Genomic DNA, 18,242 nt, shown 5'->3' on the forward strand with positions numbered 1-18,242 from the left:
GGCCGCGCGGACCGGGGCTGCTCCGAAGTCGTCTAGAGGTACTGCTCGCTGATGTCCGTGACCTCTTCGGCGGGCGCCCAGATCTGGTAGACGCCGTTGTCGTACGGTTCGAGCCCGAGCGAGCGGGCCACGTCGCTGCGGCCGCCGCGGTACTCGAGCCGCAGCCACTCCCCCGAGGCGCCGAGCACGAAGAACGGCTCGCCGCGCCAGGTCGCGACGGTCCGCACGTAGAAGAAGTCCTCGAGCTCGCCGATCGGCACGCCGCGCCGGAACCGGCCGTCCGCGACCTCGACGAAGCCGTCGCCGCCGGTGGGCGAGTAGAGCCGGACGTGCGCGCCGTCGGGGCTCGAGTCGTATTCGGCGCCCTTCCAGCGGGCGATGTAGCCGTCGCGCATCAGGCGTCCTTCCATTCGCGGTCGCGGGTGTCGAGCACGTGCGCGGCCCGCTCCTCCGGCTTGGGCCGCACGAGGTCGTAGTGCCCGTCCGCGTCGCCCCAGGCGTCGCCCAGAGCGCTGTCGTAGCCGTAGGCCTCGCCCATCGGCCCGCTCGGCGCGGGCCCGGCCGGCAGCGCCGGCGTCGAGGGCGCCTCGATCGCGGCAGGACCGCCGAAGGCGCCGTCGATGGGCGTCCATTCGCGGGTGTCCGCGTCGTAGTACGCGATGTCGGTGACCTCGCCGCGCGAGTCGATGCGCAGGATCTTCGCGCCGTGCGGAAGGCGCACGGAGTCGACCTTGTGCTCGGGGATGCGCTCGTCGCCTTCGGAAGGCGCGAAGCCGTCGCCGCGGAACGGACCGGGTTCGACCACGGTGCCGCCGCGCGATTCGGCGGTCGCGAAGTCGTTGCCGCCCAAGGCGACCGGGTAGAGGTCGGTGCGGTAGCCGACCCAGCGGAGGACGTGCACCGCGTCGTCGGCGGGGCTGAACTCCTCGCTGGAGCGGATGAGGCCCAGCGCGAGGTAGAGCTGCGCGGGGGTGCGCAGGTGGTCCACGGCCTCGGCGGGGTGGACGAAACCGCCGACGCGGTCGTAGCCGCGTTCGAGGTAGAACGGCACCTGCTGGTGCGGGATCGTCTTCTGCCACAGGATCGGCTGGACCTTGTGCGAGGGCGAGTTGGCGCGCGCGGCCGCGGCCTGGCGCTGCTCCATCTCGGTCGCGAAGGCGAGCAGGTCCTTGGCCTCGGCCCACTTGATGAGCGGCTCGATCTCGGGGCCGCTCATGTTGGCGCCCACGGAGGTCCCGGGGTTGACGTACAGCGCGTAGTCCTGGGCGGGCCAGTGCTGGATGAGCCAGCCGAACGGGACGATGGTGTGCGGGGTGTCCTCGCCGGCGCGCTCGGCCATGCGCTCGTTCGTGGTGTACACCGTGATGCCGATGATGCCGTCGACGATGTCGCTGGCCCAGCGGAAGGCGGGGTCGCCGACGCGCAGGTGGGCGGCTTCGGGGTCGGCGATCGGGAGGATCACGCTGGCGCACAGGAGGGTCTGCAGGAACGCGGCGGTGTCGCCGGTGGACGCGGCCTGGGCGAGCAGCGGCTCGGCCTCGTCGCCGGTGAGCTCGACCGGCCGGTCCTCGGCTTGAGCACTGGGCTGCGGTTCGGGCTCGGGGCCGCGGCGGCCGAAGGCGCTGGACATGGACGCGAAGGATTCGGCGGAGCGCTGCTCGGAGCCGAACGCGTCGTTGCCGAAGGCGTCGTCCTGGAACGGGTCGCTCTGCGGCTGCCGTTGCGGCGCAGAAGGACTCGCGCCGAAAGCGGAGCCGCCGCCGAAGGACTCCCCGGCGGGGAACGGCTCGGGTGCGGCGGTCGGCGGCGCGGGCGAGCGGGTCGGCAGGGTCGACGGGGCGGGCTGCTGCTCGCGCAGCCAGTCCGGGGCGTCGGGCCACTGCTCCTGCGGGTTGGTCGGGTCGGGCCACTGCGCGTCGGCGGGGAACGCCTGCGGCGTGGGCGCGGCCGGCGGCTGCGAGTACTGCTGCGGCTGTGAGCCGTAGCCCTGCGGCTGGGAGCCGAACTCGCGCGGCTGCGAGCCCGTCCCGCGCGGCTGGGAGCCGAAGCCCTGGCGGGGCTGGGACTGCTCCGGTTCGGGCGGCGGCTGGGACGCGAAGGAGTGCCCGTTGAACGGGTCGGCTTCGGGCGCTTCGGGATCGCGCGGCGGCTGGCGCAGCGGGAGGCCGGCGGAGGTGGTGCCGCCGACAGTGGACTGCTGCTGGGTGCCGCCGTTCAGAGAGCTGCCGTTCAGCGAGCCGCCGCTGAGGTCGGAGGAGCGGCGGGGCGCGGGCGGCACGTCCGGCACCGGCGGGGCCGGGGGCATGAAGCTCTCGCGGCGCGGCTCGGGGGCGGGCGCCATGGGGTTCGCGAACGGGTCGGACGGGGCCGCGCCGAACGGGGACGATTGCGCGCCAGAGGAATACGTGTCGCCGTAGGGGTCGGCGGCGGGTTCGGGCGGCGCGCCGTACTCCGGCTCGGGGTCGGCCGGGACGGTCGTCATGCCTTGGGCGACTTGGGAGACGAACCACGCGGGCAGGTAGCCCTCGATCGGCAGGCCGGGGTTGACGGCGAGCCACCACTCCTCGTCCGGCCAGGCCTCGGCCAGCGCGGCGAAGGAGACGCGGCGGGAGGCGCCGGCGTTGTCGCGCAGGCAGGTCTGGAGGGCGGTCTCGGAGGTGAAGGCGAGGATGTGGGTGCGGTCGTCGGTGGTCCAGGTGGCCCAGGTGTCGGCGCCCGACCCGTTCGAGTCCTCATAGGACAGTGGGAGGACGAGTTCGATCTGGGCCAGGGTACGGAAGTATCCGTCCTGGTCTTCGGCTCGCAGCGCCTCGCGGAGGCGGTGCTCGATCTCGTTACTGGGTTCCCACATCGATCCCACTCAGCCCTTCCCCCCTACCGGTCTTGGATGGGGCGGTGCTCATTGACGGCTCGTAAGCGTCGCCGAGGTGTGTCGAGCGAACGCGGCGTCCCCTCGCGATCGTCACCGTAACGCGAGGGCGTTGTCAAGTTTCCGTCAGTAGGGCGAGAATAACGAATTCATAAAGGAGAACGTGTGTCATTCCCACGCTGTGGGCCTGTCCCTGTGTAACGATCCGGTTCTGATGGGGGACCGCTCTGCTAGGTACGTTCTGGCCTGTGTGTGCTCGACGCTGTTGGGGCTCTTGCTCTCCGCGCACACGGGGGGCGCGTCCGCGCCTGTGGCCTGGCAGTTGTCGGCGGTGCGGGCGCCCGAGGCGTGGCCGGTGGCGACGGGCGCGGGTGTGACCGTGGCGGTGGTGGATTCGGGTGTGGACGCGGATCATCCGGCGCTGCAGGGGTCGGTGCTGCCGGGCCGGAGCTACGTGGACGTGGATCCGGGGGCGGAGCCGCGGCTGCTGGCGTTCGGCTCGGATCCGGGGCCGGTCTACGAGCGGGCGTTCGGGCAGGCGGACCCGGTGGGGCACGGCACGGCGGTGGCGGGGTTGATCGCGGGGAGTGTGGAGTCGGGCCACCCGGGGGTGGCACCGGACGCGGAGATCCTGCCGGTGCGGGTGCTGGACGACGAGAACCGGTACCACGATTCGGCGATGGTGGGCGCGGCGGTGGAGTGGGCGGTGGACAACGGCGCGGACGTCGTGAACCTCTCGCTCGGGGGGCATTACGACTCGCCGCCGTTCGCGGAGGCGATCGCGTACGCGGAGCAGCACGACGTGCTGATCGTGGCGTGCACGGGGAATCAGCACGAGGAGCTGCCGGATGAGGACGTGTGGTTCCCGGCGCGGGTGTCGGACGTCCTGGCGGTGACGGGCGCGGACGAGCACGGGGAACGTTGGAAGACGGCGGTGACGGGCGCGGAGACGGATGTGGCGGCGCCGGGCGCGAATCTGAACGCCCCGCGGCCGGGCGGTGGGTACAAGTCGGTGACGGGGACGTCGTTCGCGTCGGCGGTGGTGTCGGGTGCGGCGGCGGTGGTGCGGTCGGCGCATCCGGAGTGGAGCGCGGACCAGGTGCGGCGGGCGTTGACGGCGACGGCGTCGGGCGGCGGCCCGGGGCTGGGCGCGGGGGTCGTGGACGTGGCGGCGGCGGTGGCCGCGGAGGTGGAGCCGGAGGCGCCGGAGTCGGTCGGGGCGGGCGTCTCGCCGGTGTGGAGTGCGGCCGCGACGGCGGCGGGCGGCGGCCTGATCGGGGTGTCGGCGCTGCTGCTGCGCGGCGGGCGCGGTTCGCGGCGAGGCGGTCGGCTGCCTTCGCGTCCGCGTACCATGGCGGGGTGACCGCCGCTGACGCCCGCAAGGGCACCGAGAGTGAGCTGGCGAAGAAGCGCCGGGCCCGTGTGATCGACCGCCTCTTGGCCGCGGCCCATCCGGACGCGCACTGCGAGCTCGACTACACCAATCCCCTGGAGCTGGCGATCGCGACGATCCTGTCGGCGCAGTGCACGGATGTGCGGGTGAACCTGACGACGCCGGCGTTGTTCGCGAAATACCGCGGGGCCTCGGATTACGCGGAGGCGAATCCGGAGGAGGTCGAGGCGATCATCCGGCCCACCGGGTTCTACCGGAACAAGGCGAAGTCGATCATCGGCCTGGGCAAGGCCTTGGTCGAGGACCACGGCGGGATGCTGCCGGAGGACATGGCGGCGCTGGTGAAGCTGCCGGGGATCGGCCGGAAGACGGCGAACGTCATCCGCGGCAACGCGTTCGGGGTCCCGGGCATCACGGTCGACACGCACATGATCCGGATCACCAACCGGCTCGGCCTGGTCGACGGCAAAGACCCCGTGAAGCTGGAGTTCCAGCTGCAGAAGCTCATCGAGCCGCGCGAGTGGACGATGTTCTCGCACCGGATCATCTTCCACGGCCGCCGCGTGTGCATCGCCCGGAAGCCGGCGTGCGGGGCGTGCACGCTCGCGGCGCAGTGCCCCTCGTTCGGCGAGGGCCCGACGGACCCGGCCGAGGCGGCGAAGCTCCTCAAGGGCGACAACGTGGACGAGCTGATCCGGCTGGCGGGCATCGAGCACGCGGTGGGCGCATGAGGCGGGTGCTGACCGCTGCGGCGGCACTGTTCTTCCTGGCGGCCTGCACGAACGAGTCCCCCGAGACCGGCGCGTCCGTGCCGGGCACGGAGGACCCGACGTGGGCGGTGGCGTGCGCTTCGGGCGCGACCCCGATCGAGGGCGTCGGGGATCTCGAGCTCGACTGCCTCGGGGACGAGGCCTCCACGGTGATCGGTCCCGGCGAGAAACCCCTGGTCGTGGTGTTGTGGGCGTCGTGGTGCGGGCCGTGCCAGGCCGAGGCCCCGGAGGTCGAGGCGTTCTTCCAGCAGTACGGCGACCGGGTCGACGTGCTCGGCGTGGACACGGCCGACACGCGCAAGGAGGGCCGCTGGTTCGCGGAGGACTTCGGCATGACCTTCCCTTCCGTGTCCGATCCCGATGAGGCCGTTCGCATCGGCCTCGGCGTCCCGGCCCTGCCGGGGGTCGCGTTCGTGAACCCGGACGGCACGGTCGCCGAGCTCATCGCCGAACCCGGCGTCACCGCGGAGAGCCTGACCGAGACCGCCGAGTCCGCGTTCGGTCTGGAGCTCGCATGACCAACCCTGACTGGTGGCCGCCGCTGCTCAAGGCCGCCGGAGAGGCGAAGCCGCCGATGATCGGCCGCGTCATCGCCGACCACCTGCTCCCCTATGAAGAGGCGGACGCCCGCACCGCCTCCGTCCTGGTGCTGTTGAAGGACGGCGAGGACGGCCCCTCAGTGCTGCTGCAGCAGCGGGCCGCGACGCTGCGCCACCACCCGGGGGAGGTCGCGTTCCCCGGCGGCGGCACCGAACCAGGCGACGCCGACGCGGCGGCGACCGCGCTGCGCGAGGCCGCCGAGGAACTCGCCGTCGACCCGGACACGGTCGTCATCGGCCGGTCCCTCCCGAAACTCTGGATCCCCGTGTCCAGCTTCGCGGTCACGCCGGTGCTCGCGCTGTGGACGCGCCCGCACCTCGTCGCCCCGCAGGCGGCCTCCGAAGTGGCGGCCGCGCACCAGGTGCCGCTGGCGCTCCTGGCCGACCCGGCCTCGCGCGGCACGGTCCCCTTCCCTTCGGGCCGCAGCGGACCGGGCTTCCAGGTCGAAGGCGTGCCCTTGATTTGGGGGTTCACCGCCGGGGTACTGTCGTGGCTGCTGGACCTGGGCGGCTGGGCCCGCCCCTGGAACGCCGACCGGACGATGGAGCTCGAACGGCACTGAACGGAGGCCTCGTGGAACCGACCAGTGCGGGACTCCTCGTCGATGTCGTGATCGTGCTCCTGGCGCTCCTGTTCGCCATCAACGGCTACCGCGAAGGGTTCATCGCCTCCGCGACCACCTTCATCGGCTTCCTCGGCGGCGCGATCCTCGGCATCCAGATCGCCCCGTTCGCCGCGGACTTCTACTCCGAGGCGCTCGCGAAGCTCATCGCCTCGCTCCTCGTCGTCTTCGCGCTCGCCTTGGGCGGCATGGCCATCGCCACCTCCCTCGGGTACCGGCTCCGCAGGCGCCTGCGCCGCGACGGCTCCAAGCGCCTCGACCACCTCGCCGGCCCGATCGTCTCGGTCGCCGCCGTCCTCCTCGTCACCTGGGTCGCGGCCGCGCCGCTCGCGAACTCCTCGATGCCCGCCGTCGCCTCCGCCGTCCGCAACTCGAGCCTCGTCAGCGGCATCGACGAGTACATGCCCGAAGCCGTCAAAGGCGTCTACGAGTCGATGCGCGAATCGCTCAACACCTCCGGGATGCCGGACGTGTTCTCCGGGCTCGACCCGACCGAGGCCCGCTCGGTCGAACCGCCCGACCCCGAGCTCGCCGCCTCCGGCGTCGTCGTCAACGCCGAGGACTCGGTCCTCAAGGTCCACGGCTCCGCGCCCTCCTGCGACCGCCAGATCGAGGGCTCCAGCTTCGTGTACGACGACGGGCTCGTCGCCACCAACGCGCACGTCGTCGCCGGCACCGACCACGTCCAGGTCGAATCCGACGGCGACCTCTACGACGCCGAGGTGATCGTGTTCGAACCCGAGAAGGACCTCGCGATCCTCTCCGTCCCCGAGCTCGACGCCGCGCCCCTCCCGCTCCAGTCCGAGACCGCCGCGTCCGGGGACGACGCGATCGTCCTCGGCTACCCCGCCGGCGGCCCCTACACCGCGACGGCCGCGCGCGTCCGCGAAGCGCGCATCGTCACCGGCCCGGACATCTACGACTCCGGCACGGTCACCCGCGAGGTCTACCAGCTCTACGCGCACATCATCGGCGGCAATTCCGGCGGCCCGCTCCTCAACCCGCAAGGCGAGGTGATCGGTGTCATCTTCGCCGCCGCGGTCGACGATCCCGAGACCGGTTACGCGCTCACCATGGACGAGTCCGCGCCCGTCCTGGACGCGGGCCGCACCGCCGACGGACCCGTCGGCACCGGATCCTGCACCTGATCTGTGGGTTCCTGTGGGATTACGCCATTGCCTGATACTGGGCGTGGCGTCACATTGCAGGTAGGCTGTACCGGTCGCTGTCGACGCTTTCCGAATTCCGGAACGTATACCCTGCTGAGACGGCGTGGTGAGTCTCTCGCGGTGACGCTCGGAACCGACGGAACGCATTCATTCGGATACGAATGTCGATTTCGGCGTCTACGGTGCGCATGTGGATTTACGGGGGTCTCGCTCCCGCAATGCGGACAAGAGGCATAGACTCAGTACTTGCACTAGCGGTGCGTTGAAGAAAGGTGCGAACGGACATGGAAGATGTATTGGCCAGGGCCGCCCTGTTCAAGGGCGTAGACCCCGAAGCTGTCGAGTCGCTCATCAAAGAGATGGAGTACATCGACGTCAACAAGGGCCAGACCGTCTTCACCGAGAACGAGCCGGGTGACAGTCTGTACATCGTCATGTCCGGGAAGGTGAAGCTCGGCCGCCGCTCGGCCGACGGCCGCCAGAACCTGATCGCGGTCATGGGCCCGTCCGACATGGTCGGCGAGCTCGCGCTGTTCGACCCCGGTCCCCGCACCGCCACCGCCACCGCCTTGACCGACACCCGCCTGGCCCGCCTGTCGAAGACGGCGCTGCGCCCCTGGCTGGCCAACCGGCCCGAGATCGCCGAGCAGCTGCTCCGGGTGATAGCACGCCGGCTGCGTCGCACCAACGACTCGATGGCGGACCTCATCTTCACCGACGTCCCCGGACGCGTCGCGAAGGCCCTCCTGCACATGGCCAGCCGATTCGGCACCCGCGACGGCGGCGTCCTGCGCGTCACCCACGACCTCACGCAGGAGGAGCTGGCCCAGCTCGTCGGCGCCTCCCGCGAGACCGTGAACAAGGCCCTCGCCGACTTCGCCGGCCGCGGCTGGCTGCGCCTCGACGGCAAGAGCGTCATCATCATGGACCCCGAGCGGTTGGCTCGCCGGGCCCGCGTGTAACACCCAAGGATGAACTACAGAGCCGACTTACGGCTCGCAAGCTTCGCCGAGAAGACCCCCGGCCCTGCCGGGGGTCTTCTTGTTTCCACAGGTCCCCAGGGTGATCTCCCGATCACGCCCCTTGGCCGATTCGACGTTCGCGCACATGCCCGTCTAGACTTCCGGTAACCATCCCGCAGTCTGAAGGAGCGTCGTGGCAGGGCAACTGAACGTCGAAGTCGTCGCAGTCGACTCGAAGGTGTGGTCCGGCACGGCCAAGGCCGTGTACGCGCGCACCACCGAAGGCGAATTGGGCATCCTCCCGAACCACCAGCCGCTGCTCGGCGAGCTGCGCGTCGACAGCACCGTACGGGTGCAGCCGGTCGACGGCGGCGAACTGGCCTGGAAGATCGAGGGCGGCTTCCTGTCGGTGACCACCGACGGGGTCACCATCCTCGCCGAGACCGCCGAGGCGGTCGCCCCCGCTTCGGCGTAGCCCATGCTGAAGGCACTGCTCGTCGTCGCCGCAGTGGCGGCGTCCGTCGCGGTGTTCCTGGTGCTGACGTACGTCCGCCGCTCCTTCCTGTCCCGCTCCGGCTCGGTGGCCATGGCCGCCAGGCTCTCCCGGCACATGGAAGGACGCGGCTGGGCCCCCGGCTTCGCCGTCTACGAGAGCGGCACCCTCCGCTGGTACCGCATGTTCTCCCTCGCGTTCGGGCCGCGCTACTCGCTGCTGCGCCACGACGTCCAGGTCTCCGAGCGCCGCAAGCCGGCCGGCCCCGAAGCGCAGATCTTCCCCCCCGAAGTCGCCATCCTCCGCTGCAAGAGCTCGCGCGGCGAAGTCGAACTCGCCATGACCACCTCCGCGGTCACCGGCTTCCTCTCCTGGCTCGAGGCCGCCCCGCCCGGCGCCGAGTTCTACTCCGGACGCGACTGACCCGCGCCCCCTCCGCCTTTCGGAGGAGCCGTCCCGTTTGCGATCCTCCTTGCGGCGCAACCAGAATTCCGCCGTTCTGCGGTGGTTCGACACCTCCCGCGCCATTAGCGTTGCGGCATGCCACGACACCGCACCACCACCGCCGCGAGCGCACTGACGCTCGCCCTCCTCGCGATCCCCGCCACCGCCAGCGCCGCCCCGTCCGAGGACCTCGACGACGCGCTGCTGGACAAGGAACTCCGCGAGCTCTATGACGCGGCCGACCACTCCGTCACCGCCGAGGTCCGCCTCGGCGACGACGTCTGGTCCGAGGCCGTCGGCCCCCGGAACATCGACGGCACGGGCGGGCGGGTCGACACCGACGACCGGGTCCGCATCGCGAGCCTCACCAAGTCGATGGTCGCCGCCGTCCTCCTCCAGCTCCAGTCCGAAGGGGAGGTCGACCTCGACCGGCCGCTCAGCGACTATCTGCCCGGGCTCCTCCCCTACGAGGACGAGCCGACGGTCCGGCAGGTCATGCAGCACACGGGCGGCCTGGACGACTACTTCGCGCACCTGTACCCGTCGCTCCTCGAAGGCGACCTCGCCGACCTGTACGCGAACTACCGGATCCACTACAGCCCTGAGGAACTCGTCGACCTCGGCACCCAGGGCCCGCAGCTGTTCGCGCCCGGTGAAGGCTGGTCGTACTCCAACACCGGGTACCTGGCGCTCGGCCTCCTCGTCGAGGAGCGCACCGGCGACGACCTCGACGAGGTCCTCGACGACCGGATCTTCGACCCGGCCGGCCTGGACGACACGTACCTGCCGAAGCTCGGCACGTCCGGCATCCGCGGCGCCAACATGACCCCGTACATGACGACGGGCGACCCGGCCGACCCGTACTTCGACACCACGAAGCTCTCGAACAACCAGATGTGGGCCGCGGGCGGGGTCATGTCCACCCCGGCGGACGTGAACGACTTCTACGACGCGCTCCTCGACGGGACGCTCCTGACCGGCGCCGAGCTCGCGGAGATGACCGATTTCGTCGACGCCGGCGAGGGGATGCGATACGGGCTGGGGCTCATCGGGTTCACGCCCGGCTGCCCCGGCGACCCCGAGGAGGTCTTCGTGGGGCACACCGGCGGCGGGCTCGGCCACCAGACGTACTCGTTCCATTCGGTCGACGGCGAGCGCCAGGCGACCTTCACCTGGAACGTCGACGACGTTCACGGCACGTCCGACCCTGCCGGGGTCAACTGGGCGCTCGGGTCGCTGCTCGTCGCGGGCCTGTGCGGGGTCGACCCGGGCGAGATGCCGGACGGCGCGGTGCGCGCCGCGTCGATCGACGGCCTGACGTTCCTCGACTAGCACGACGAAGGCCCGCGGGAGTCGCCTCCCACGGGCCGTTCGCCGCTAAGCGGCCGGTTCGAGGGTCTTCGAGTACAGCGTGTTCCCGTCGATGTCCTTGAGGGACACGGTGAGCATCTCGGTCTCGGCGTCGATGCCGACTTCGCCGAAGAACTGGTAGCCGACCGCCGGGGACGTGTTGGCCGCCGGAGGCGCCTGCACGAACACCGCTTCCGGGCCGAAGGTCGCGTCGAGCTTGTTGGGCCCGAACGCGCCCGCGTTGAGCGGCCCGGACACGAACTCCCAGAACGGGTCGAAGTCCTGGAACACCGCGCGGTCGGGGCTGTAGTGGTGCGCCGCCGTGTAGTGCACGTCGGCGGTCAGCCACACCATGTTCTGCACGCCTTCGCGCTTCGCGTACGAGAGCAGGTCCGCGATCTCGGTCTCGCGCCCGCCGGGGGCGCCGGCGAGCCCGTTCGCGACGCCTTCCTGCGCGCCGGTGCCGTCGCCGACGATGAGCCCGATCGGCAGGTCCGCCGCGATCACTTTCCACGTCGCCTTCGACCGCCGCAGTTCCCGCTTGAGCCATGCGAGCTGCTCGGCGCCGAGCACCGCGCCGGCGCCGGTGCCGTCCGCGTCCGGGTTGGGGCTCTTGAAGGTCCGCATGTCCAGCACGAACAGGTCCAGCAGCGGTCCGTACGCGATCTTGCGGTAGATGCGGCCCGCGGCGTCGGTAGCGCCGAACCCGCCGGGCGTGAACTCCGCGAACGCCTGCCGCGCCCGCGCGGCGAGCACGTCGACGTTCTTCTCCGTGTACTGCGGCAGGTCCAGGATCTCCCCGGGGTACCAGTTGTTGGTCACCTCGTGGTCGTCCCACTGGTTCACCATCGGCACCCGCGCCAGGAACGCCCGCAGGTTCTCGTCCAGCAGGTTGTACTTGAACTGGCCCCGGTACTCGTCAAGCGTCTCAGCGACTTTCAGCTTCTCGTCGACGACGGTGTTCTTCCACGTGGTGCCGTCCGGCAGGGCGACGGTCTCGACGAGCGGCCCGTCGCTGTACACGAAGTCGCCCGAGCAGAGGAAGAAGTCCGGTTCGGCGTCGGCCATGGCCTGGAAGATCCGGTACCCGCCGAAGTCGGGGTTGATCCCCCAGCCCTGCCCGGCGAGGTCGCCCGACCACTGGAAGGTAATGGACGCGGGTTCGCATGCGGCCGTGGTGAACGAGCCTTCGAGCGCCTCGGACTCCCGCTCGCCTTCGGCGGTGATCCGGTAGTGGTACTCCTGCCCGGGCCGCAGGCCCTTGAGCCGCAGCTTCCCGGTGAAGTCCGCGGCCTCGGTGAGCGCCGGGCCGTCGATGCGGCGGGCGTGCTTGAAGTCCGGGCGGGTCGCGAGTTCGACACGCATCTGCGAGCCGCGGTCCGCGCGGGTCCAGAGGACCGCGCCTTGCGCAGTGACGTCGCCGGACTGGACGCCGTGGGTGAGCTGCGGGCGTGATGCGGCGTACGAGATCCCGGGAGTCCCGAGAAGGATCGCGCCGCCGGCCCCGGCGGCCAGCAGCCGCCGACGAGCAATCTGCACTGTCGTCTCCAAAAGCGTGGGGGTCGGTGTCTGACAGCCTCACCCAATCAGCCGAGGACGACCGCGAAGCGACACGCACATGAACAGATCCCGCCGGAGGATCACCGGTCCTTGGGAAGCAACCGGAAGGAGCCCTGCAGCGGCGTGACAGGCCGGAGCCCCGCTCCCCGGACCGGCTGGCGCCGTGGTGTTGCCGGGGAGCGGGGCGGAAGACCTTCGCTACGCGCCGAGGCGCGGGAAGGGCTTGGTGGAGAAGACGACTTCCACCGGTACTTCGAAGTACTCGGCGAGTTTCAGGGCCAGGTAGAGGCTCGGACTGTATTCGCCGCGTTCGAGGTACCCGACGGTCTGGTAGTGGACGCCGAGGGCGTCGGCCAGCTGCCGCCGCGAGACGCCCCGTTCGGCGCGCAGCATCGCGATCCGGTTGTAGACCTCGTCCCCCGCCATGGCTCGATCACCAGTCCCTCTGCATGTCGGCGCGGCGCGCCGCCACGGCCGAACCCGATTCGCGCCGCGACATCCGCCGCAGCAGCCTGGGCGCCAAGGCCATCGAGACCACGGCCCAGACCGCGAGCACGGCGAACATGGTAACGGTGCGCCATTCGCCGCCGATCTCCACGGCCGCCATGGAGTCCGGGAGCAGCGCGTGCCGCATCCCGAGGCCCATCCAGTACATCGGGAACGCCTGCCCGATGCCCTGCAGCCAGGTCGGCAGCGCGGTGATCGGGTAGAAGATCCCCGAGATCGCGACCATGCCCATGATCGGGAACATGACGAGGCCCATGTTGCGCGGGTTGTCGAGGAGCGCGCCGAGGACCGCGCCGATCGGCAGGGTCGCGACGATCCCCATGAGCAGCACGGAAATGAAGATCAGCCACCGGTCCGGGCTGTCGAACTCGAGGCCGTCGAACAGCGGCAGGCCGACGAGGAGCAGCACGAGCGCCATGATGGTCGTGAAGATCGCCGTGGACGCGAGGTGCCCGACGAGGTAGCCGGTCATGCCGCCGGGCATCGACTTGGCGCGCAGGAGCGTGCCGTTGGTGCGGTCCATCGCGAGCGAGCCGACCATGCCCATGATGCCGCCGAAGACCACGTTCATGCCGATGAGGCTCGGCATGTTCATGGAGCCCAACGAGACCGGGGCCCCTTCGAAGTCGGCCTTCTGCATGAACAGCAGCACGACGACCGCAATCGCGGTCGGCATGAGGAACCCGAGGAGGTCCCCAGGAGAGGTGAGCGAGATCTTGGTCTGGATCAGGGCGCGCTTCCAGCCGGTGCGGTACTCGTGGAGGGTGTTGGTGCTCATCGGGTGGCCTCTCTCTTGGCGAAGCTTGCGAGCCATAACTTGGCGAGGAAGGTGTCGACGGCGGTCGCGGCCTGGCCGGCCTCGAACTTGGCGACCAGTTCGAGGTAGGCGTCCTCGAGGCTGGCGCGGTGGATCTCGAGCTCGGTGACCTTGCCGTCGTCCGTGGCGAGGAGCTTGCGCACGAAGTCGGTGGCGTCCTCGGTCGCGTGGATCTGCAACTGCCCCTCCTGGATCCACTTCACTTCGGCGGTGGTCGCGGCCGCGCGGGCCAGCTGGTCGGGCGAGCCGTCCGCGATGATCCGCCCGCCGGCGAGGATGACGATCCGCTCGGCCAGCTTCTCGGCCTCGTCGAGGTCGTGCGTGGTCAGCAGGATCGTGGTGCCGTCGAGGTCGGTGAGCCGGTGGATGAGCTCGTGGAACTCGCGGCGGGCGTGCGGGTCGAAGCCCGTGGTCGGCTCGTCGAGGAACAGCAGCGAGGGCTTCCCGATGATGCCGAGGGCGACGTCGAGGCGGCGGCGCTGCCCGCCCGAGAGGGTCTGGATCCGCTGCCCGGCCTGCGCGGTGAGGCCGACCATCTCGAGCAGTTCCCCTGCGCCCCAAGGCTCCGTGTAGGGCCGGTAGTACTCGGCGAAGTGGCCGACGATGTCGCGCACCTTCCACTTGCCGTTGTCGCGCCATTCCTGGAGGACCACGCCGAGCCGGGCGCGCCAGGCCTCGTCTCCGCGGGCAGGGTCGACGCCGAGGACGCTCACCTCGCCGTCGGAGCGGCCGCGGAAGCCTTCGAGGATCTCGATGGTGGTGGTCTTGCCGGCGCCGTTCGGCCCGAGCAGCGCGGTCACGCCGCCGGGCTCGATCTCGAGGTCGAGTCCGGTGAGCACGTCCTTGTCGCCGTAACGCATCCGCAGGTCGGACACGGCGATGGCGGGCCCGTCGTAAGCCGGGGGGTGTCCCATGATCATCTCCGCAGTAGCAGTTCGTTCATCGATAGCACACATACTACATCTCGTCATGGCTCTCCGCCAACCCGTATAACGACGAGGGCCGCCCACCGATGGTGGACGGCCCTCGCGGTGCGGAGAGAGTGGACTAGGTTCGGCGCTTCTCGCCCGAGCGGGCGAGGCCCCGCTGCAGCAGGATGAACGCGAGCAGCAGGACGCCCATGACGATGCGCGCCCACCAGGAGGAGAGGTTCCCCTGGAACTGGATGAGGGTGTTGAGCAGGCCCCACACCATGACGCCCGCGAGCGTGCCGAGGACGAATCCGGCGCCGCCGGTGAGCAGCGTGCCGCCGATGACGACGGCCGCGATGGCGTCGAGCTCGGCGCCGACGTGCCGGAGCGGGTCGGCGCTCTTGGTCGCGAACGCGGCCAGGACCCCGGCGAGGGACGCGCAGAACCCGCTCACGACGTACACGCCGATCTTGGTGCGCGCCACCGGAAGCCCCATGAGGAGCGCGGACTGCTCGTTGCCGCCCACGGCGTACACGCCGCGTCCGAAGCGCGTGTAGTGGAGGACCACGAACGCCACGGCGACGACCGCGATCGCCGCGAACGACAGGTACGGCAGCCAGAACCCGCCCTGGCGGATCCCGCCGCCGACCTCGACGTGCGTCATCCCCCACTGGAAGAACTTCACCTCGCGCATCGACATGTCGCTGGTGGAGATCTGCAGCGTGAGGCCGCGGAACAGGAACAGCCCCACCAGGGTCGCGATGAACGGCTGCACGTTGAAGTAGTGGATCACCGCGCCGATGAGCAGGCCCCACCCGGTGCCGAACACGAGCACGAGGGCGACCACGAGCGGCGCGCTGAGCCCGGCCTCGACCGTGAGCCAGGCGCAGGTCATGGTCGAGAACGCCATCACCGAGCCGACCGAGAGGTCGATGCCGCCGGAGAGGATCACGAAGGTCATGCCGACCGCGATCACCAGGAGCGGCGCGTTGTCGATGAACAGGTTCGCGATGACCTGCGGCTTGTCGAAGTTGCGGTAGTTCGCGACGCCGCCGAAGTACAGGGCGAGCAGGAGCGCCACCGTGGCGCCGATCGGGATGTACCGGGTCATGCCGTCGAACAGCGTGGAGCGCGCGGGGCGCTCGGTCAGCGTTTGCGTGCTCATTTGGCCAGGACCTCCTCGGCGGGCGCGGCCGCCGGGGCGGCGGGTCTGCGTTTGAACGGCTTGAACACCCAGGCCCGGAACTCGGGGCTCTGCAGCAGCGCCACGATGAACACCACGATGGCCTTCACGGTGAACTGCCACTGGTCGGAGAGCCCGATGTTGATGATCGTGTCGCCGAGCGTCCCGATGATGACCACGCCGATCGCGGTGCCCAGCAGGTAGAACCGGCCGCCGAGCAGCGAGGTGCCGCCGATGACGACCGCGAGGATCGCGTCGAGCTCGATCCACAGGCCGCCGTTGTTCGCGTCGGCGCTGCCGAGGTTCGCCGCGCCGATGAGCCCGGCGAGGCCCGCGCAGAGCCCGCACACGAGGTACACCAGGACGGTGATGCCCTTGGACCGGATGCCCGCCAGGCGGCTCGCCTCGGGGTTGCCGCCGACCGCTTCGAGCAGCATGCCCAGCGCGGTCCGGCGGGTGAGGAGCACGAGCGCCGCGAACACGGCCGCGGCGATCCAGATCGGCACGGGGACCGTGAGGATCTCGCCGCGCCCGAGCTCGGTGAACGGGCTGGAGTCCTGGACCTTCGGGATCTGCCCGCCGGTGACGAGCTGCGCGATGCCGCGCCCGGCGATCATGAGGATCAAGGTGGCGACGATCGGCTGGATCCCGAAGTACGCCACCATGGTCCCGTTCCACGCGCCGATGACGGCGGTGGCGACGAGCGCGATCGCGACGGCCCGGAAGATCAGCCCGGCCGCGGACTGGTCCGTGCCGTCGATGATCGTCTGGCACGCGATGGCCGCGCCGATCGCGTAGACCGCGCCGACGGAGAGGTCGATGCCCTTGGTGGCGATGACGAGCGTCATGCCGAGCGCGATGAGCAGCAGCGGCGCCGAGCGGCGCAGGATGTTCACGAACGCCCCGGAGAGGCGCCCGTCGCTCACGTGCGGCCAGATGAAGTCGAAGCCGGTGACGGCGATGTTGACCGCGATGAGCACGAGCAGCACGAGCACCGGCCACATGAGGCGGCGCGCGTACTGGTTCGCGAGGACGCGGTTGAGCGCGTTATTCACTGCCGCCTCCGGCCACGATCGTGTCGACGATGCGTTCGGTCGTCATGTCTGCCTCGGATTCGAGCACGCTGATGAGTTCCCGGTCGCGCAGCACCGCGATCCGGTCGGAGAGGCGGGTGACCTCGTCGAGCTCGGCGGAGACGAACAGCACGGCCATCCCCTCGCCCGAGAGTTCGGCGACGAGCTTCTGGATGTCCGCCTTGGCGCCCACGTCGATGCCGCGGGTCGGCTCGTCGAGGATGAGCAGCTTCGGCTCGATGAGCATCCACCGGGCGAGCAGCACCTTCTGCTGGTTGCCGCCCGACAGGTTCTTCACCGGCATGTCCGGGTCGCCGGGACGGATGCCGAGCTTGTCGATGAACTCCGCGACGACCCTGTTCCGCTGGGACTGCGGGATCGTGCGGGCCCAGCCGCGCGCGGCCTGCATCGCGAGGATCATGTTCTCGGCGACGGTGAGGTCCCCGACGAGCCCCTCGGTCTTGCGGTTCTCGGGGCAGAACGCGATGCCGCGCGCGGCGGCGGTCCGCGGGTTGTGGCCGGCGACCTTCGCGCCGTCGAAGCTGAGCGAACCCGAGTCGGCCCGGTCCGCGCCGGCGATGAGCCGCACGGTCTCGGTCCGGCCCGAGCCGAGGAGCCCGGCCAGGCCGACCACCTCGCCGCGGCGCACGTCGAGGTCGTACGGGGCGATGGAGCCCTTGCGGCCCAAGCCCTTCGCGCTCAGCAGCGGCGCCTCGTCGGCGACCTCGTGACCGGCCACCGACCGCTCCAGCTGCTCCAGTGCGGCCGCTTCGCGGCCGAGCATGTGCCCGATGAGCTCGCTCTCGGGCAGGTCCGCGGTGGCCCATTCGCCCACGAGCTTCCCGTTGCGCAGCACCGTCATCCGGTCGCAGATGTCGTAGACCTGCTCGAGGAAGTGCGAGATGAACACCATCGCGGTGCCCCGCTCGGCGGCGAGGCGGCGCATGAGCCCCAGGAGGACGGCGACCTCGTCGCGGTCGAGCGAGGAGGTCGGCTCGTCGAGGATGAGCACCTTCGCGTCGATGTCCACGGCCCGGGCGATCGCCACGAGCTGCTGCATCGCGATCGAGTACGACGACAGCGGCGCGGCCACGTTGAGGTCGATGCCGAGGTCGTCGAGGAGCGCTTTCGCCTTGCGGCGCATGGCCCTGAAGTTGATGAACGGACCGAGGCGCGGTTCGCGCCCGGCGAGGAGGTTCTCCGCGACCGAGAGGTTCTCGGTCAGGTTCACCTCCTGGTAGACCGTGGCGATGCCGGCGGCCTGGGCCGCGCCCGGGCTGTTGAACCGGACGGGCTTCCCGTCGAGCAGGATCTCCCCCGCGTCGTGCGCGTGCACGCCCGTGAGGACCTTGATGAGTGTGGACTTCCCGGCGCCGTTCTCACCCATGACGGCGTGGATCTCGCCGGGCCTGAGGGTGAAGTCGACGCCGTCGAGGGCGCGGACGCCGGTGAAGTCCTTCACGATGCCGGTCATCGAGACCAGGGCAGCGGACATGGGACTCGTCCTTTGTTAGGAGCG

General features: G+C 70.5%; 18 protein-coding genes. 9 read left to right on the top strand and 9 right to left on the bottom strand.

Annotation, left to right across the window (positions count from 1 at the left end; genetic code table 11):
• Positions 1-32: 32 nt before the first annotated feature.
• Complete coding sequence (locus O2L01_RS10830) at positions 33-398, bottom strand: hypothetical protein (protein ID WP_344469334.1); 366 nt, start codon at positions 396-398, stop codon at positions 33-35.
• Positions 395-2,851 (bottom strand): SseB family protein, encoded by a 2,457-nt coding sequence (locus tag O2L01_RS10835; protein WP_270121947.1) that lies wholly within the window; start codon positions 2,849-2,851, stop codon positions 395-397. The genes O2L01_RS10830 and O2L01_RS10835 overlap by 4 nt, the downstream gene beginning before the upstream one ends.
• A 328-nt stretch (positions 2,852-3,179) precedes the next feature.
• Here O2L01_RS10835 and O2L01_RS10840 point away from each other — a divergent pair, with 328 nt between their 5' ends.
• The 9 genes from O2L01_RS10840 to O2L01_RS10880 all read left to right on the top strand — a co-directional run bounded on the left by O2L01_RS10840 (position 3,180) and on the right by O2L01_RS10880 (position 10,654).
• On the top strand, positions 3,180-4,232 hold the full coding sequence (locus O2L01_RS10840; RefSeq protein ID WP_270121948.1) for a S8 family serine peptidase: 1,053 nt from the start codon (positions 3,180-3,182) through the stop codon (positions 4,230-4,232).
• Positions 4,229-4,993: an endonuclease III gene (nth, locus tag O2L01_RS10845; protein WP_270121949.1), complete on the top strand. Its 765-nt coding sequence runs from the start codon at positions 4,229-4,231 to the stop codon at positions 4,991-4,993. Before O2L01_RS10840 ends, nth begins: the two co-directional genes overlap by 4 nt.
• Positions 4,990-5,550 carry a TlpA family protein disulfide reductase gene (locus O2L01_RS10850; protein ID WP_270121950.1) on the top strand — a complete coding sequence of 187 codons (561 nt, stop codon included), beginning with the start codon at positions 4,990-4,992 and terminating at the stop codon, positions 5,548-5,550. Before nth ends, O2L01_RS10850 begins: the two co-directional genes overlap by 4 nt.
• The gene (locus tag O2L01_RS10855) at positions 5,547-6,194 is read left to right on the top strand and encodes an NUDIX hydrolase (RefSeq protein WP_270121951.1); all 648 of its coding nucleotides are present in this window, start codon (positions 5,547-5,549) and stop codon (positions 6,192-6,194) included. Before O2L01_RS10850 ends, O2L01_RS10855 begins: the two co-directional genes overlap by 4 nt.
• Positions 6,195-6,205: 11 nt before the next feature.
• A complete protein-coding gene (locus O2L01_RS10860) occupies positions 6,206-7,402 on the top strand; it encodes a MarP family serine protease (RefSeq protein WP_270121952.1) in 1,197 nt (398 codons plus the stop codon).
• A 305-nt stretch (positions 7,403-7,707) separates the two neighbouring features.
• Positions 7,708-8,385, top strand: coding sequence for a Crp/Fnr family transcriptional regulator (locus tag O2L01_RS10865; RefSeq protein ID WP_030144656.1), 678 nt, complete (start codon positions 7,708-7,710; stop codon positions 8,383-8,385).
• Between the two features lie 193 nt (positions 8,386-8,578).
• Complete coding sequence (locus O2L01_RS10870) at positions 8,579-8,860, top strand: F0F1 ATP synthase subunit epsilon (RefSeq protein WP_270121953.1); 282 nt, start codon at positions 8,579-8,581, stop codon at positions 8,858-8,860.
• A 3-nt stretch (positions 8,861-8,863) separates the two neighbouring features.
• The gene (locus O2L01_RS10875) at positions 8,864-9,301 is read left to right on the top strand and encodes a DUF2550 domain-containing protein (protein WP_270121954.1); all 438 of its coding nucleotides are present in this window, start codon (positions 8,864-8,866) and stop codon (positions 9,299-9,301) included.
• 117 nt (positions 9,302-9,418) lie between these two features.
• Complete coding sequence (locus O2L01_RS10880; RefSeq protein WP_270121955.1) at positions 9,419-10,654, top strand: serine hydrolase domain-containing protein; 1,236 nt, start codon at positions 9,419-9,421, stop codon at positions 10,652-10,654.
• Between the two features lie 45 nt (positions 10,655-10,699).
• Here O2L01_RS10880 and O2L01_RS10885 read toward each other — a convergent pair whose 3' ends face one another.
• The 7 genes from O2L01_RS10885 to O2L01_RS10915 all read right to left on the bottom strand — a co-directional run bounded on the left by O2L01_RS10885 (position 10,700) and on the right by O2L01_RS10915 (position 18,218).
• A complete protein-coding gene (locus tag O2L01_RS10885) occupies positions 10,700-12,211 on the bottom strand; it encodes an alkaline phosphatase D family protein (RefSeq protein ID WP_270121956.1) in 1,512 nt (503 codons plus the stop codon).
• Between the two features lie 219 nt (positions 12,212-12,430).
• A complete protein-coding gene (locus tag O2L01_RS10890) occupies positions 12,431-12,658 on the bottom strand; it encodes a helix-turn-helix transcriptional regulator (RefSeq protein WP_270121957.1) in 228 nt (75 codons plus the stop codon).
• 7 nt (positions 12,659-12,665) lie between these two features.
• Positions 12,666-13,517: an ABC transporter permease gene (locus O2L01_RS10895; RefSeq protein WP_270121958.1), complete on the bottom strand. Its 852-nt coding sequence runs from the start codon at positions 13,515-13,517 to the stop codon at positions 12,666-12,668.
• Entirely contained in the window at positions 13,514-14,470 is a 957-nt protein-coding gene (locus O2L01_RS10900) for an ABC transporter ATP-binding protein (protein ID WP_270121959.1), read from the bottom strand. Before O2L01_RS10900 ends, O2L01_RS10895 begins: the two co-directional genes overlap by 4 nt.
• Positions 14,471-14,603: 133 nt before the next feature.
• Positions 14,604-15,632 carry an ABC transporter permease subunit gene (locus tag O2L01_RS10905; RefSeq protein ID WP_270121960.1) on the bottom strand — a complete coding sequence of 343 codons (1,029 nt, stop codon included), beginning with the start codon at positions 15,630-15,632 and terminating at the stop codon, positions 14,604-14,606.
• Positions 15,629-16,705 carry an ABC transporter permease gene (locus O2L01_RS10910; protein WP_270121961.1) on the bottom strand — a complete coding sequence of 359 codons (1,077 nt, stop codon included), beginning with the start codon at positions 16,703-16,705 and terminating at the stop codon, positions 15,629-15,631. Before O2L01_RS10910 ends, O2L01_RS10905 begins: the two co-directional genes overlap by 4 nt.
• Positions 16,698-18,218, bottom strand: a complete 1,521-nt coding sequence (locus O2L01_RS10915; RefSeq protein WP_270121962.1) for a sugar ABC transporter ATP-binding protein — start codon at positions 18,216-18,218, stop codon at positions 16,698-16,700. The genes O2L01_RS10910 and O2L01_RS10915 overlap by 8 nt, the downstream gene beginning before the upstream one ends.
• Positions 18,219-18,242 lie beyond the last annotated feature (24 nt).

This window comes from Glycomyces lechevalierae (assembly GCF_027622945.1).
Lineage (GTDB): Bacteria > Actinomycetota > Actinomycetes > Mycobacteriales > Micromonosporaceae > Glycomyces > Glycomyces rutgersensis.

Excerpts from the sequence above, each read along its gene's own strand:
- O2L01_RS10835 (WP_270121947.1), bottom strand. The coding sequence starts at position 2,851 with ATGTGGGAACCCAGTAACGAGATCGAGCACCGCCTCCGCGAGGCGCTG.
- O2L01_RS10850 (WP_270121950.1), top strand. The coding sequence starts at position 4,990 with ATGAGGCGGGTGCTGACCGCTGCGGCGGCACTGTTCTTCCTGGCGGCC.
- O2L01_RS10855 (WP_270121951.1), top strand. The coding sequence starts at position 5,547 with ATGACCAACCCTGACTGGTGGCCGCCGCTGCTCAAGGCCGCCGGAGAG.
- O2L01_RS10865 (WP_030144656.1), top strand. The coding sequence starts at position 7,708 with ATGGAAGATGTATTGGCCAGGGCCGCCCTGTTCAAGGGCGTAGACCCC.
- O2L01_RS10875 (WP_270121954.1), top strand. The coding sequence starts at position 8,864 with ATGCTGAAGGCACTGCTCGTCGTCGCCGCAGTGGCGGCGTCCGTCGCG.
- O2L01_RS10880 (WP_270121955.1), top strand. The coding sequence starts at position 9,419 with ATGCCACGACACCGCACCACCACCGCCGCGAGCGCACTGACGCTCGCC.
- O2L01_RS10890 (WP_270121957.1), bottom strand. The coding sequence starts at position 12,658 with ATGGCGGGGGACGAGGTCTACAACCGGATCGCGATGCTGCGCGCCGAA.
- O2L01_RS10895 (WP_270121958.1), bottom strand. The coding sequence starts at position 13,517 with ATGAGCACCAACACCCTCCACGAGTACCGCACCGGCTGGAAGCGCGCC.
- O2L01_RS10900 (WP_270121959.1), bottom strand. The coding sequence starts at position 14,470 with ATGGGACACCCCCCGGCTTACGACGGGCCCGCCATCGCCGTGTCCGAC.
- O2L01_RS10905 (WP_270121960.1), bottom strand. The coding sequence starts at position 15,632 with ATGAGCACGCAAACGCTGACCGAGCGCCCCGCGCGCTCCACGCTGTTC.
- O2L01_RS10915 (WP_270121962.1), bottom strand. The coding sequence starts at position 18,218 with ATGTCCGCTGCCCTGGTCTCGATGACCGGCATCGTGAAGGACTTCACC.